The organism is Porticoccus sp. W117 (assembly GCF_030341905.1).
In the GTDB taxonomy this organism is placed as follows: domain Bacteria; phylum Pseudomonadota; class Gammaproteobacteria; order Pseudomonadales; family Porticoccaceae; genus SCSIO-12696.
Map to the genome: position 1 here is coordinate 45,125 of NZ_JATAAF010000005.1, position 14,725 is coordinate 59,849.

Annotated in this window: 12 protein-coding genes; 11 read left to right on the forward strand and 1 reads right to left on the reverse strand. The window is 53.8% G+C overall.

All coding sequences use genetic code 11. The annotated features are described in order from the left end of the window. Positions 1–3: 3 nt before the first annotated feature. From atpA to QSV34_RS05475, 11 genes are all read left to right on the forward strand, one after another. A complete protein-coding gene (gene atpA / locus QSV34_RS05425) occupies positions 4–1,548 on the forward strand; it encodes a F0F1 ATP synthase subunit alpha (protein ID WP_289152662.1) in 1,545 nt (514 codons plus the stop codon). Positions 1,549–1,605: 57 nt separating this feature from the next. Next, positions 1,606–2,466, forward strand: a complete 861-nt coding sequence (atpG, locus tag QSV34_RS05430) for a F0F1 ATP synthase subunit gamma (protein WP_289152664.1) — start codon at positions 1,606–1,608, stop codon at positions 2,464–2,466. Between the two features lie 91 nt (positions 2,467–2,557). After that, the gene (gene atpD, locus QSV34_RS05435) at positions 2,558–3,934 is read left to right on the forward strand and encodes a F0F1 ATP synthase subunit beta (RefSeq protein WP_289152665.1); all 1,377 of its coding nucleotides are present in this window, start codon (positions 2,558–2,560) and stop codon (positions 3,932–3,934) included. Between the two features lie 22 nt (positions 3,935–3,956). Then, the gene (locus QSV34_RS05440; protein WP_289152666.1) at positions 3,957–4,382 is read left to right on the forward strand and encodes a F0F1 ATP synthase subunit epsilon; all 426 of its coding nucleotides are present in this window, start codon (positions 3,957–3,959) and stop codon (positions 4,380–4,382) included. 142 nt (positions 4,383–4,524) lie between these two features. Continuing rightward, positions 4,525–5,880 carry a bifunctional UDP-N-acetylglucosamine diphosphorylase/glucosamine-1-phosphate N-acetyltransferase GlmU gene (gene glmU, locus QSV34_RS05445; RefSeq protein WP_289152667.1) on the forward strand — a complete coding sequence of 452 codons (1,356 nt, stop codon included), beginning with the start codon at positions 4,525–4,527 and terminating at the stop codon, positions 5,878–5,880. Between the two features lie 56 nt (positions 5,881–5,936). Next, positions 5,937–7,766: a glutamine--fructose-6-phosphate transaminase (isomerizing) gene (glmS, locus tag QSV34_RS05450; RefSeq protein ID WP_289152669.1), complete on the forward strand. Its 1,830-nt coding sequence runs from the start codon at positions 5,937–5,939 to the stop codon at positions 7,764–7,766. Between the two features lie 44 nt (positions 7,767–7,810). After that, the gene (locus QSV34_RS05455; RefSeq protein ID WP_289152671.1) at positions 7,811–9,922 is read left to right on the forward strand and encodes a RecQ family ATP-dependent DNA helicase; all 2,112 of its coding nucleotides are present in this window, start codon (positions 7,811–7,813) and stop codon (positions 9,920–9,922) included. After that, positions 9,919–11,244: a DNA-processing protein DprA gene (locus QSV34_RS05460; protein WP_289152673.1), complete on the forward strand. Its 1,326-nt coding sequence runs from the start codon at positions 9,919–9,921 to the stop codon at positions 11,242–11,244. Before QSV34_RS05455 ends, QSV34_RS05460 begins: the two co-directional genes overlap by 4 nt. 203 nt (positions 11,245–11,447) lie before the next feature. Continuing rightward, positions 11,448–11,855: a hypothetical protein gene (locus QSV34_RS05465; RefSeq protein ID WP_289152675.1), complete on the forward strand. Its 408-nt coding sequence runs from the start codon at positions 11,448–11,450 to the stop codon at positions 11,853–11,855. Positions 11,856–11,926: 71 nt separating this feature from the next. Further along, entirely contained in the window at positions 11,927–12,310 is a 384-nt protein-coding gene (locus tag QSV34_RS05470) for a heavy-metal-associated domain-containing protein (protein WP_289152676.1), read from the forward strand. Continuing rightward, positions 12,307–13,203, forward strand: coding sequence for a transporter (locus QSV34_RS05475; protein WP_289152678.1), 897 nt, complete (start codon positions 12,307–12,309; stop codon positions 13,201–13,203). Before QSV34_RS05470 ends, QSV34_RS05475 begins: the two co-directional genes overlap by 4 nt. Before the next feature lie 142 nt (positions 13,204–13,345). Here QSV34_RS05475 and QSV34_RS05480 read toward each other — a convergent pair whose 3' ends face one another. Next, on the reverse strand, positions 13,346–14,665 hold the full coding sequence (locus QSV34_RS05480) for a serine hydrolase domain-containing protein (protein ID WP_289152680.1): 1,320 nt from the start codon (positions 14,663–14,665) through the stop codon (positions 13,346–13,348). Between the last annotated feature and the right edge of the window lie 60 nt (positions 14,666–14,725).

Genomic DNA, 14,725 nt, shown 5'->3' on the forward strand with positions numbered 1-14,725 from the left:
CACATGCAGCAACTGAATCCATCTGAAATCAGCGACATCATCAAACAGCGCATTGAAAGCCTGGATGTTGCCACTGAAGCCCAGAATGAGGGCACCATTGTATCCGTCTCCGACGGTATCGTTCGCATCCACGGCCTCGCCGATGTGATGTACGGCGAGATGATCGAATTTGAAAACGGCAGCTACGGCATGGCCCTCAACCTGGAGCGTGACTCCGTGGGTGCGGTTGTGTTGGGTGACTACCTGGGTCTGGCCGAAGGCCAGAAAGCCAAGTGCACCAGTCGTATTCTGGAAGTGCCGGTTGGCCCAGAGCTGGAAGGCCGCGTGGTTGACGCACTGGGTACACCTATCGACGGTAAAGGCCCGGTTGAAGCGGCGGTTACTTCTCCGGTTGAGCGCATCGCTCCCGGCGTAATTGACCGTCAATCCGTTGACCAGCCTCTGCAAACCGGTTTGAAATCCGTTGACTCCATGATCCCCATCGGTCGCGGCCAGCGTGAATTGATTATTGGTGACCGTCAGGTGGGTAAGTCCGCCATCGCTATCGACACCATCATCAACCAGAAAAACACCGGCATTAAGTGTATCTACGTTGCGGTTGGCCAGAAGCAGTCCACCATCGCCAACGTGGTGCGCAAGCTGGAAGAGCACGGTGCCATGGACCACACTATTGTGGTTGCCGCCGGTGCTGCTGACCCCGCCTCCATGCAATTCCTGGCGCCTTACGCCGGTTGTGCCATGGGTGAGTACTATCGTGACCGCGGTGAAGACGCGCTGATCATCTACGATGACCTGACCAAGCAAGCCTGGGGCTATCGCCAGATTTCCTTGTTGCTGCGTCGCCCACCGGGCCGTGAAGCCTACCCCGGTGACGTGTTCTACCTGCACAGCCGCCTGCTGGAACGCGCTGCCCGCGTTAACGCCGACTACGTTGAGAAGTTCACCAACGGTGAAGTGAAAGGCAAAACCGGTTCTTTGACTGCCCTGCCGATCATTGAAACCCAGGCCGGTGACGTATCTGCGTTCGTACCCACCAACGTGATCTCCATTACCGATGGTCAGATCTTCCTGGAAGCGGACATGTTCAATGCCGGTATTCGCCCTGCGATCAACGCTGGTATCTCCGTATCCCGCGTAGGTGGTGCCGCTCAGACCAAAGTGATCAAGAAGCTCGGCGGTGGTATTCGTCTGGCTCTGGCTCAGTACCGCGAACTGGCGGCATTCTCCCAGTTTGCCTCCGATCTGGATGATGCGACCCGCGCTCAGTTGGAGCACGGTCAGCGCGTAGTTGAGCTGATGAAGCAGAAGCAGTTCTCGCCACTGAGCATTGCCGAAACTGCGATCGTTCTGTACGCCGCCAACGAAGGCTATCTGAAAGAAGTGGAAGTGGCCAAAGTGGGTGACTTCGAAGCTTCCCTGCTCTCTTACATGAAAGCAGAGCACGCAGAGCTGATGAAGCAGGTTGACGACACCGGCGACTACAACAACGACATCGCCGCCAGCTTTAAAGCGGCGCTGGACAAGTTTGTAGCCACCCAGACTTGGTAATTTTTTCGGGGACGGACTTTCTTATAAACGGAAAGATTCCCTCCCCAGGTATTAATTATGGCAGTCGGAAAAGAAGTTAAAACCAAAATCGCCAGTGTGCAGAGCACACAGAAGATCACCAGCGCCATGGAACTGGTGGCGGCGAGTAAAATGCGCCGTGCCCAGGATCGCATGAAACTGGGCAAGCCCTACGCCCAGCGCATCCGCACGGTGATTGGTCATATTGCCAACGCCACGCCGGAGTATCGTCACCAGTACTTGGTGGAGCGCGAGGTGAAGCGGGTCGGCTTTATTGTGGTATCCACCGATCGCGGCCTTTGTGGCGGTTTGAACATCAACCTGTTCAAAGCCACCATCAAAGCCATGAAAGAGTGGAGCGACAAAGACGTTGAAGTGGATCTGTGCGTTGTCGGCAACAAGGCCGCTGCTTTCTTTGGCAGCATGGGCGGCAATATCACCGCTGCGGTCACCGACCTGGGTGATGAGCCTTCCGCCGCTGACTTGCTGTCCAGCGTCAAGGTGACTCTGGATGCGTTTGACGAAGGCAAAATTGACCGCCTGTTCCTGGTGAGCAATGAATTCGTCAACACCATGACCCAGAAGCCGGAAGTGGCTCAACTGCTGCCTCTCGAAGCGACTGATGAGGAAGAGCTGAAGCACCACTGGGACTACATCTATGAGCCGGATGCCAAAGATTTGTTGGACGGCCTGTTGGTGCGTTACATCGAATCCCAGGTGTTCCAGGCGGTTGTGGAAAACAAAGCCTGTGAACAGGCGGCGCGGATGCTGGCCATGAAAAACGCCACCGACAACGCCGGCAACATGATCGACGAACTGCAACTGTTGTACAACAAAGCCCGTCAGGCAGCCATTACTCAAGAGCTGTCCGAGATTGTTGGCGGCGCAGCTGCGGTTTAATCGACAAATGCGTCATTCCCGCGAAGGCGGGAATCCATAGAATTTAAAAGTTACATCTATATATAGAACTCTTCATTTAGAGGAATTGGAAATGAGTAGCGGACGTATCGTACAAATTATCGGCGCCGTGATCGACGTGGAATTCCCGCGCGATCAGGTACCGAATGTTTATGACGCCCTGACTGTTGAGAGCAAAGACCTGACCATGGAGGTTCAGCAGCAACTGGGCGACGGTGTGGTTCGCGCCATTGCCATGGGCTCCTCCGAAGGTGTTAGCCGTGGTTTGGCGGTTGCTAACACCAACGCCCCGGTAAAAGTACCTGTGGGTACTGAAACCCTGGGCCGTATCATGGACGTACTGGGTAACCCCATCGACGAATGTGGCGAGATCGGCGAGCAAGAGCGTATGCCGATCCACCGCAAAGCGCCTACTTATGCTGAACAATCTGCTACCAATGAATTGTTGGAAACCGGTATTAAAGTAATCGACCTGGTTTGCCCGTTCGCCAAGGGTGGTAAGGTTGGTCTGTTCGGTGGTGCCGGTGTGGGCAAAACCGTAAACATGATGGAGCTGATCAACAACATCGCCAAAGAGCACAGCGGTCTGTCTGTGTTTGCCGGTGTGGGCGAGCGCACTCGTGAAGGTAACGACTTCTACTACGAGATGAAGGAGTCCAACGTTCTCGACAAAGTGGCCATGGTATATGGCCAGATGAACGAGCCCCCCGGAAACCGTCTGCGCGTGGCCCTGACCGGCCTGACCATGGCGGAAAAATTCCGTGACGAAGGCAAAGACGTACTGTTGTTTATCGACAACATCTACCGTTACACCCTGGCGGGTACCGAAGTATCGGCACTGCTGGGCCGTATGCCTTCTGCGGTGGGTTACCAGCCGACTTTGGCGGAAGAAATGGGCGCCCTGCAAGAGCGTATTACCTCTACCAAGAGCGGCTCTATTACCTCTATCCAGGCGGTTTACGTGCCGGCGGATGACTTGACTGACCCGTCTCCAGCGACCACGTTCTCTCACCTGGACGCGACTGTTGTACTGAGCCGTGATATTGCTGCCAAGGGTATTTACCCGGCGGTAGACCCACTGGACTCCACCTCTCGTCAGCTGGATCCACTGGTGGTTGGCACCGAGCACTACGAAGTGGCCCGCGGCGTACAGTCTGTACTGCAGCGCTACAAAGAGCTGAAAGACATCATTGCGATTCTGGGTATGGACGAGCTGTCTGAAGAAGACAAGCAGGTCGTTGCCCGTGCTCGTAAAGTTGAGCGCTTCCTGTCCCAGCCGTTCCACGTGGCGGAAGTATTTACCGGTTCCCCGGGAAAGTACGTGTCCCTGAAAGAGACCATTGCCAGCTTCAAGGCGATCCTCGAGGGCGACTACGACCATCTGCCGGAGCAGGCCTTCTACATGGTGGGCGGCATCGAAGAAGCGGTTGAAAACGCCAAGAACCTGTAACCCGCTGAGCGAGGTTTAAAGAATGGCTATGACAGTCCATTGTGACATTGTAAGTGCCGAAGAAGCCTTGTATTCAGGCCTCGTGGAGCTGGTGGTTGCCACCGGCTCTGTGGGTGAGCTGGGCATTAACTTCGGTCACGCACCGCTGCTCACCGACCTGAAACCGGGCCCGGTGCGTATCGTTAAGCAGGGCGGTGACGAGGAGTTGTACTACCTCTCCGGCGGCTACCTGGAAGTGCAACCCAACTGCATTACCGTAATGGCCGACGTCGCCAACCGCGCCGACAGCCTGGACGAAGCCAAGATTCTGGAAGCCAAGGAAAAAGCCGAACAGGCCCTGGCCAACCAGAGCGGCGAGTTCGACTACTCCCGCGCAGCAGCCCAGCTGGCGGAAGCGGTGGCACAACTGCGTACCATTGAGCAACTGCGCAAGAAGCTCGGTAAGTAAGCTGTTAGTTGTGGTATAAAAAGGGCGGCTTTAGCCGCCCTTTTTTGTGAGATGGGAGACGAGAGATGAAAGACGGAAAACAAGTCGTACTGCATCTCTCGTCTCCCGTCTCCCATCTCTCATAAAACGGGACGTTTTATCAATGATCGACATCGTTATTCTTGCCGCCGGTAAAGGCACTCGCATGAAATCGGCGCTGCCCAAAGTGTTGCACAAGCTGGCTGGGCGCTCTCTGCTTCAGCACGTGATCGATACTTCTTCACAGCTACCCGAAGCGGCTATTACCGTCGTAACCGGTCACGGCTCCGAGCAGGTGCGCGAGTCCATCGCCAATCCTGTCAACTGGGCAGAGCAAACCGAGCAGCTGGGTACAGCCCATGCCGTGGAACAGGCATTGCCAAGCCTGGCAGATGACAGCGTTGCATTAATCCTGTACGGCGACGTTCCCCTGCTGGAATTGCAAACACTGGAAAAAATGGTTGGGCTGGTGGCGGAAAAATCCATGACTCTGCTGACTGTGGAGCTGGCTGATGCCACTGGTTATGGTCGCATTGTCCGCGACGCCGAGGGCCATGTAAGTGCTATTGTTGAACACAAGGACGCCAGCGATGCGCAGCGCGAAATCTGCGAAATCAACACCGGCGTAATGGCCCTTAACAGCGATGACTTGAAGCGCTGGTTGCCGCAAATTGGCAACGATAATGCTCAAGGCGAATTTTACCTTACCGACCTGATCGAAATTGCTCGCAACGATGGCTATCAGGTAGAGCCTCTGCAGCCTGCCACCGAGCAGGAAGTGCAAGGCATCAACGACCGTGTGCAACTGGCAGAGCTGGAGTGCCACTATCAGCATTGCCAGGCCGAAGTGGCCATGCGAAATGGCGCCACTCTGGCAGACCCCGCCCGTTTTGATGTACGTGGTGAGCTGACCGTCGGCAATGATGTTTTTATCGATGTGAATTGCGTATTTGAAGGTAAAGTGCAGCTGGGAAATAACGTCACCATTGGCCCCAACTGCATTCTCACCAATGCCACCATTGCCGATGGCGCAGAGATCAAGGCCAACACGGTTATCGAAGATACCCATGTAGGTATTAATGCCATTATTGGTCCCTTTGCTCGCCTGCGCCCTGGCACTGTTATGGCCGATAACACCAAAGTGGGTAACTTTGTAGAGACCAAGAAAGCGGTTGTCGGCAGTGGCAGTAAAATTAACCACCTCAGCTATGTGGGCGACGCCGTTTTGGGCGCAGATGTGAATGTGGGTGCCGGTACTATTACCTGCAATTACGACAGTGCCAACAAGTCGCTAACTGAAATTGAAGACGGTGCCTTTATCGGCTCCAACACCGCTCTGGTAGCGCCAGTCAAAGTAGGCCCAGGCGCCACGGTAGGTGCGGGCTCGGTAATTACCAATGAAGTGCCCGGCGAGCAGCTGGCGGTTGCCCGTGGCAGACAGAGAAATATTGAAGGCTGGAAACGACCGGTTAAGAAATGATCGTCATTCCCGCGAAGGCGGGAATGACGTGCACAAGATTTTAAGAAGGAAAAATTATGTGTGGAATAGTTGGCGCGGTGGCTCACCGCAATGTTACCAATATTCTCGTGGAAGGGCTTAAGCGCCTGGAATACCGTGGTTATGATTCGGCAGGGGTTGCTGTTCTGGATATTGACGGGAAGATTCAGATTCGCAAGAAAGCCGGCAAGGTTGCCAATATGGAAGAGCAGTTAGCTGCTGACCCAGCGCGAGGCCAGCTTGGCATCGCTCATACACGCTGGGCGACTCATGGTGTGCCAAACGACATTAATGCTCACCCTCATCGGTCGTCCTATATTGCAGTAGTTCATAATGGCATTATCGAAAATCACGATCAGCTGCGCGCTGAATTAAAAGCATCCGGTTATCAGTTTGTTTCTGATACCGATACAGAGGTCGTTGCGCATCTTATGCATGCCTGCCAGGAGCAAGGTCAGGACCTATTCGCTTCGTTACAGACAGTAGCAGAACGATTGGAAGGTGCTTTTGCACTGGCAGCTATCAGCGAGCGTGAGCCTGGCCGGTTGGTCGGCACTCGCAGAAATGTGCCTTTGGTATTGGGTGTTGGAATTGAAGAGAACTTTATCGCTTCCGACCAAATGGCGCTTCGGACGGTGACCGACCGTTTTGTTTTCTTGAATGAGGGCGACCTAGTCGATTTGAAGACAGACTCTTATAAAATCGTTGATACTGAAGGCAACACTGTGCGGCGTGAGGTTGTTCAATTGTCCGGTGATGACGGCAGCGCTGACAAGGGTGGCTACCGCCACTACATGCTGAAAGAAATTTTTGAACAACCCAAGGTGCTTGGGGATACCTTGCAGGGCCGTATCAGCGACAAGCACGTACTGCCCCAAGCGTTTGGCCAGCAGGCGACCGAAATTTTTGAAAAAGTCGAAAACGTACACATCGTTGCCTGCGGTACCAGCTACCATTCCGGTATGGTAGCGAAGTACTGGCTGGAGGAGTGGGCTGGTATTCCCTGCCAAGTGGAAGTGGCTAGTGAGTATCGTTACCGCAAAGTAGTGGTGCCCAGCAACACATTGTTTGTCACTATTTCTCAGTCCGGTGAAACCGCCGATACGTTGGCGGCACTGCGTGCGGCCAAAGAAGCTGGTTACCTGGGGGCTTTGACGATCTGCAATGTGGCCAGTAGCTCGCTGGTGCGTGAAAGCGACTTGTCCTTGATGACTCTTGCGGGCCCAGAGATTGGTGTGGCTTCTACCAAGGCGTTCACCACGCAATTGGTGGCGCTGCAGTTGTTCAGCATTGGTATTGGCCGCTACCACGGCCTGAGTGAAGAGCGCGAGCAGGAACTGGTCGCCGCCCTGTATCAATTGCCGCAACTGTGTGAGCAGGTGTTGCAGCTGGACAAGCAGATCGAACAGACGTTTGAATGCTTTAACGAAAAGCACCACGCCCTGTTCCTGGGGCGCGGCGTGCAGTTCCCGGTGGCTCTGGAAGGTGCCCTGAAACTCAAGGAAATTTCTTACATCCACGCCGAGGCCTACCCCTCCGGCGAACTCAAGCACGGCCCCCTGGCATTGGTGGATGACGATATGCCGGTGGTGGCAGTGGCCCCCAACAACGAGCTGCTGGAAAAACTCAAATCCAACCTCCACGAAGTGCAAGCTCGTGGCGGCAAGCTGTTTGTATTTGCCGACAAGGATTCCGGTTTTATTAGTCAAGAGGGGGTAACGGTAATTGACCTGCCCCACGTGCCGGAAAGCCTGGAGGCGATTATCTACACCCTGCCCCTTCAGCTGCTGTCCTACCATGTGGCCTTGGTAAAGGGCACGGACGTGGATCAACCCCGCAATCTGGCCAAGTCAGTGACTGTGGAGTAACTTAACCACTGTGGTGAGCTAACTGTATAAATCAAGGAGTGATTATGAATACCAACATGGAAAAACAGCAAGCCCACAAATTACTGCAAACCGCCTTGGCGAATCCCACAGCTGAATTTCGCGATGGCCAGTGGCAAGCGATTGATGCATTGGTTAACCACCGGCAAAAACTGTTGGTAGTGCAGCGTACTGGTTGGGGTAAAAGCTCGGTTTATTTTATAAGTACCAAAATTTTCCGCGACAGGGGTACGGGGCCAACCATAATTGTGTCTCCCCTGCTTGCCCTGATGCGTAACCAGATTGAGTCAGCGCAGCGTCTGGGGATTGTCGCTGAAACCATGAATTCCACCAACCATAGCTATTGGCAGGTGGTTACCCAGCGGGTTCTCAATAATGAAATTGATTGCTTATTAATTTCTCCTGAACGCTTGGCAAACGACAGCTTTATCAAAACCGTCTTGCAGCCTATTGCTGACCGCATTGCTTTAATGGTGGTTGATGAGGCGCACTGTATATCGGACTGGGGCCACGACTTTCGCCCGGATTATCGACGCATTATTAGTATTTTGCGCCAGCTGCCCGCCAATACACCGGTGCTGGGAACAACAGCGACTGCCAACAACCGGGTAGTAGAAGACATTCAAATCCAGCTTGGTGATATTCAAATTCATCGTGGCCCCTTGACTCGAGAAAGTCTTGCCCTGCAAACCATGATGCTACCAGATCAAGCGTCTCGTCTGGCCTGGTTGGCGCAGGTGATACCGACCTTACCGGGTACTGGAATTGTCTATACCTTAACGGTGCGCGATGCCGAGCAAGTGGCTGAGTGGTTAAGCGCTAATGATATTAATGCCAAGGCTTACCACGGTAATGTTGAGGCTGAGGGCTTTGAAAACAGCAATGCCTATCGCCAGCATTTGGAAGAATTATTGCTCAACAACCAATTAAAGGTGTTGGTGGCAAGCAGCGCTTTGGGGATGGGCTATGACAAGCCGGATTTAGGGTTTGTGGTTCATTATCAAGCGCCAGGCTCCATTGTTGCCTATTACCAACAAGTTGGTCGTGCTGGTCGCGGTATTGAGCAGGCAATAGGTGTGTTGATGTCTGGTGTCGAAGATCAGGATATTCATAAATCGTTTCGAGACACGGCATTTCCTTCCGAGTCGCAAATTAGCGAAATTTTGCATGTCCTGGAACAGAGTGATGGCCTGTCGATACGGGGTATTGAAGAACAGACCAACCTTCGGCATGGTCAGATTGAGAAGGCGCTCAAACTTCTGAGTGTGGAAAACCCGGCACCCGTTATCAAAGATGGAAGCCGCTGGATCAGAACGCCAGTGCGCTACCAGATGGACCATGAACGCATTGCTCATTTGACGGGGCAGCGTATTCAGGAATGGCAGCAGGTACAAGCGTATCTGGCTGACAATGGCTGCAAGATGGCTTTTCTGCGCCGGGCGCTGGACGACCTTGACCCGGCACCCTGTGGCAAGTGTTCATCCTGCCTTGGCCACCCGGTTATCAACACACCCGTTGATCCCGGTTTGGCCCATCGTGCAGGTACCTTCCTTAAACAAGCGGAGATGGTGATCACACCTAAAGTGCAGGTTGCTGCCAACGGGTTTCTGGAATATGGATTCAGAGGTAACCTACTGCAGAATATACGTGCGCAAGAAGGGCGTGTTTTGTCCCGCTGGGGTGATGCGGGTTGGGGGCGCATGGTTGCCGACAACAAACATTCCGGGCATTTTAGCGATGAGCTGGTTGAGGCCATGGTGGAAATGGTTCAACAGCGTTGGCAGCCCAATCCTGCACCGCAGTGGGTTTGCTGCGTGCCATCGCGCAATCATCCGCTCTTGGTGCCTGATTTTGCCCGCCGTTTGGCAGCACGGCTAGAGCTGCCGCTGATTGATGCCGTCAGCAAGGTTAAAGACAATCAGCCGCAAAAAAGCCAGCAAAATCGCTTTCACCAATGCCGAAATCTGGATGGTGCATTTGCGATTAATTTGCCCGTACAGGATTCTCCTGTTTTGTTGGTGGACGATATTGTCGATTCTGGTTGGACACTAGCGGTAATTGCGGCGCTATTACAACAGGCAGGTAGTGGTGTGGTGTATCCTGTTGCGCTGGCATCATCTTCGGTGAAAGATTCATGACTGCATCGGGTTCCTTATCAAATACAGCCCAGGCAACACTATTGCTTACCAGCTATTTTTCCAGGGCGAGCAGTGAAAGCGTCAAGCCGCTCACGATTAAAGAGTGGGGAAGGTTTGCCTTATGGATGAAAGAAAAAACACTTTCGCCCGCTGATCTGCTGGCTTCTGATCCAAAAACCCTGTTGGACGGCTGGCATGACAATCGAATCAGTGTCGATCGGGTTGTACAGTTGCTGGGTCGTGGCCATAGCCTGGCACTCGCCATGGAAAAGTGGCAGCGGGCTGGCTTGTGGGTGGTTACTCGCTCCGACCCTGAATATCCGTGGCGGCTAAAGCAACGACTGAAAACAGATTCCCCACCTGTGCTGTTTGGCTGTGGTAATAAAGCGCTGTTAAACACAGGTGGTTTGGCAGTTATTGGCTCGCGCAACGCCAGTGAGACTGATCTGGCTTTTACTCAACAGGTGGGCGAGAAAGCTGCGTCAGAGAGTGTGACTATCATCTCTGGCGGTGCGCGCGGGGTGGATGAGGCGGCGATGTTAGGGGCCATTGAGCAAGGTGGCATGGTAGCTGGTGTGATAGCAGATAGCTTGCTAAAGGCGGCAACCAGCAACAAATGGCGCAAAGGTTTGATGGATAACCGTGCGGTACTGGTATCGCCCTTCTACCCCGAAGCCGGCTTTAGTGCCGGTAATGCCATGGCTCGTAACAAATACATCTACTGTCTGGCAGACAGCGCACTGGTTATCCACTCTGGCAAAAAAGGGGGAACACTCAGTGGTGCAGAGGAAAACCTTAAAGAAGCCTGGATCCCTCTTTGGGTTAAGCAAACAGCCGATAAAAGTGCAGCCAATGCAGATTTGGTGGCCAAGGGGGGATGTTGGTTGGAAGCTGATGCGCAGAGTTTGAGTGTTTGTGATTTGGTGAGTGCGGTTAGCCATGTGAAAGAAGAGCAAGTAGATCTATTTTCAATACCTGTACAGCCTGATTCAAAGCTCGAAACAGGCGTTTCAGAACCACAGCAGGTTAAATACGCTAACGAGAAGCAGGTCAAAGGCTCTACTATTTCAGAACAACTTTCTGAGGCTGAAAATTCGGCATCGAGCCCTGTAGATTTTTATCAAATATTCATTATTGAGCTGCAACGGTTAGCATCAACGGCAACCACTGTTGATGAGCTTATAAAGAATACCGGCCTTCATAAGTCCCAGCTGAATGACTGGTTAAAGCGCGCGGAGCAAGGTGGCTTGGTGAAAAAGCTGATTAGACCCGTGCGCTATCAAGTGGAAAAGGTAGAAGGTTTGAGTCATGGCCATGACTGAATAAACGTTAAGCGCTTACTAAGGCGCAGTTGAGTTCAGAAACGGTGCTATTCGGTGTATTAGATATGGAAATACCTGTCACTCCCGAGTCCCGCAATCAGGCTAAGTCAGTGACGGTGGAATAAGTAAAGTCAGGTTAAATCCGTGGCGGCTATGGCCACTGGGTCTATACTGAAACCATTGTTACCACCGCAGAACCCACGATGTTTCTTGGCCTGTTGAAATCCAGATGCCGCACCACAGCTCGAATCTTGCTGCTGTGGCTGTTGTTTGGTGGCCAGCTATTGTGCACCAGCCATGCGGGTTTTGGTGTGGATGTGGCGCCAGACAGTGCCCAGGCCCCGGTAAAAACCTGCTGTGGTGGTTTAGCGGCCTCTCAGCCACAAACCGATACCAGTTGTTGTGACGACCCCGCCAGCTTCTGTTGTGGCGATGGCAAATATGGCAGTGCGGATATTGCCGGCAGTGACATTGGCACTGCCAGTGTTACTGCCCCTGCTTCCCTGGCATTACTGAACACAACATCAATATCGCCTCGCTGGGTGAAAGAGATTGTTTTACGACGATCGGATCCCCCCATTCACCTGCTCAACTGCACTTTTCTGGATTAACCACTACCTTCTGCTTCACTCGACGGCGCGGTTGTGCGCCTGTGTATCAATCCATACAGAAGGTATTAGCTGTGAAAAATTTTTCCAGACTTTGTGCGCTTGCGGTCGGCGCATTCACCATCATCGGGGCGACCGCCCAATCCCTGCCATTACCTGACAACCAGGCGCCCAACCGACTGCTGTTGGATGTGGATGGCGTTGTCTGTTCCTATTGCTCCTATGGCATCAAAAAGAAGCTCTCTAAACTGGCTTTTATCGACAAAAGCCAATACAACGACGGTATCTACGTGGATATCGATCAACAGCAGGTATTGGTGGCCATACAGCCGGGCCAGGTGGCAGATGTCGAGGCCGCGTTTAAAGCGGTGCGCGATGGTGGCTACGATCCGCTGCGCGCCTGTGTTACCGATAACGCTGGCGAACTGGAATGTGTGGATGCGAGCGCCGAATCATGAGCGGGCGTTTTCTATTGCCACTTTTTTTGGTGGCCGTGATTGCGTTTGAAAGTGCCAGCGCCCACCAGCCGGTCATGGATATGGCACCGCGCTGGAACGACGGCTACGGCTTTCAACTTCGTCATGAGTCCTACGGCTCTGGAAAGCTACTCGCTGGTAGCGGTGAGCTGAGCAATTCCAATGGCCTTGAGCGCCACGTTAATAAAACCTGGTTGGAGGGTATTTATACCTTTAATCCATCGAAACGCATCACCTTCAAATTGCCCTATGTGGAGCAGCGCCGGGTGGCGTTGGTGGATGGCCAGCCGGTAGCTCAGAGCAACAGCGGCCTGGGTGATCTGATCCTGGCAATGCCGCTTAAGCGTTATACCAACAAAGGCGCCAATACTAGCAATTGGGGCATTACTCCACAGATACGCTTGCCCACCGGCAGCTCATCCGGGGACTTTGCCATCAGCGATGGCAGCGTCGATTTGGGATTGAGTGTCTCCTACAGTGCCGAGGGCTTCCCTTTTGGCAAGGACAAACCCTCCCTGTACCAACTGTATGACCTGTTTTATTGGTACAACCGTGAGGGAGATGACCGTATGCGCGAGGGTGACGTAGTTGGCCTGGACATCAATCTCGGCTTGCACCCAATTCACAACAACAATACCAATTCCGGCATGTACCTGATGTGGGATGTCTCGGCGCGCCATACCCAGGCACCCAACGAGTTCACCCGCACCACCGCCAGTGGTGGCAAACGAGTGCACTCAGGGCCGGTACTGGTGCTTTATCGCGGCAATATGATGTTCCGCGCCGAGTACAAACTGGCGCTGTATGAGAAGGTGGATGGTTTGTCGCTGTCCCGCGGTGATGAATTTACCGTGGGTATTGGCTGGACGTTCTGAAAAAAGCTTCGGGCTACTAGCGGCGCGCAGATCGAGCGAGCTTGTCATTCTGAGCGCAGCGAAGAATCTCAGGGTGATACGAAGTCAGAGATCCTTCGCTATGCTCAGGATGACGCAATTAAAATATTGCGAAGCCCGAGGCTTATTTAAATAACCCCGTGCCCTTGGTCGCCAGGTGTTTGACGATGGCTTCGAAGCCATACAGGGAGTTCTGGGTGTACTCCGGGGTGATGGCGTTGGGCTGGCTGGATACCTTAACGATTACCACTTCCGCTTCCGGGGCGATGTAGATGTGCTGGCCGTGAATGCCGATGGCGTAGAAAGCCTTGCTGTCGAAATCGGTGACCCACCACTGATTGCGATAGGAGCCTTTGGGCATCAGATAGCCGATGCCGCTGCCCTCACCGCGCTTCCACAAGTTGCGGCTGCCGTTGGTGCGGATGTCCTTGATGGTGGTTTCCGAAAGGAATTGATGGCCGTTGTAGGTGCCCCCCTGCAGCAACATTTGGCCGAAGCGGCCCAGGTCGCGCATGGTGGCATTCATGCCCCCTGAGGCGGCGGAAAGCCCCCAGCTGTCCACCAGCATGTGGCAATTTTCTTCGGCTCCCAGGTGCGACCAGATCAGGTCACTGAACAGCTGCGGCAGGCGCTCGCCAGTAGCGCGCTCCATAATCCAGCCGAGTACGTCGGTGTTACAGGAAATATAAGCAAAGCGGCCCCCGTGCTTGCGGCCGGGTTCTTTGCGCAGTGATTGCAGGAACAACGCCTGGGCTTCCGGCAGGCCTTCCAGCTGGCCGGTGCGCGGGCGCCAGCCTGCAGAGGCCTCGTGCATGGTCAGCTCACTGACCACGCCATAGTTTTCCTGGTAGAGAATGCTGGTGGTCATGTCCAGCACCTGGCGCACGGTGGCGTCGCCATAGCCGGAATGAGCCAGTTCGGGCACGTAATCTTCTACCAGTTTGTCCGGATTGAGGCGCTTTTGCTCCATCAGAATACAAGCCAGGGTGCCCACCAGTGATTTGGTTACCGACTGCATCAGATGTTTGCTGTGGGGCTGGAGGCCGTTGAAGTACTGTTCGTTGACCAGTTTGCCTTGGTGCAACACCAGGAGGCCATCGGTATAGGTCTGGGCGAGCATCTGCTCAACCGTCATATCGTCCCCATCGTAGGTGGTGAACTCAATGTGGTTCAGCTCTGTGGGGATTTCCTTGAATACTGTTGGTTTGCCGCTGCCGCGGTAAATCTCCGCGCTGGGCACTATCTGGCAGGCATTCTGGAAGCTCCAGCGAACCGGTGCCCCCTCGGTCCAGTTGCCCAAATGGACGCGGTTATTGGGCTCTACGTCCGACGTTTGTAAAAAGCCCATTTCCTCAGCGGTAGGCTGCCATACCACATCGTTTTGAGGGGCTTTGGCGGCTTGCTGATCGTCGTTGGTGGAGGATTCTGGAGATTGGTCGGACATAGGGAAAACACTAACCTGACTGCGGACAAGACAGGGGACTATATACGCAGTTCCCCACCC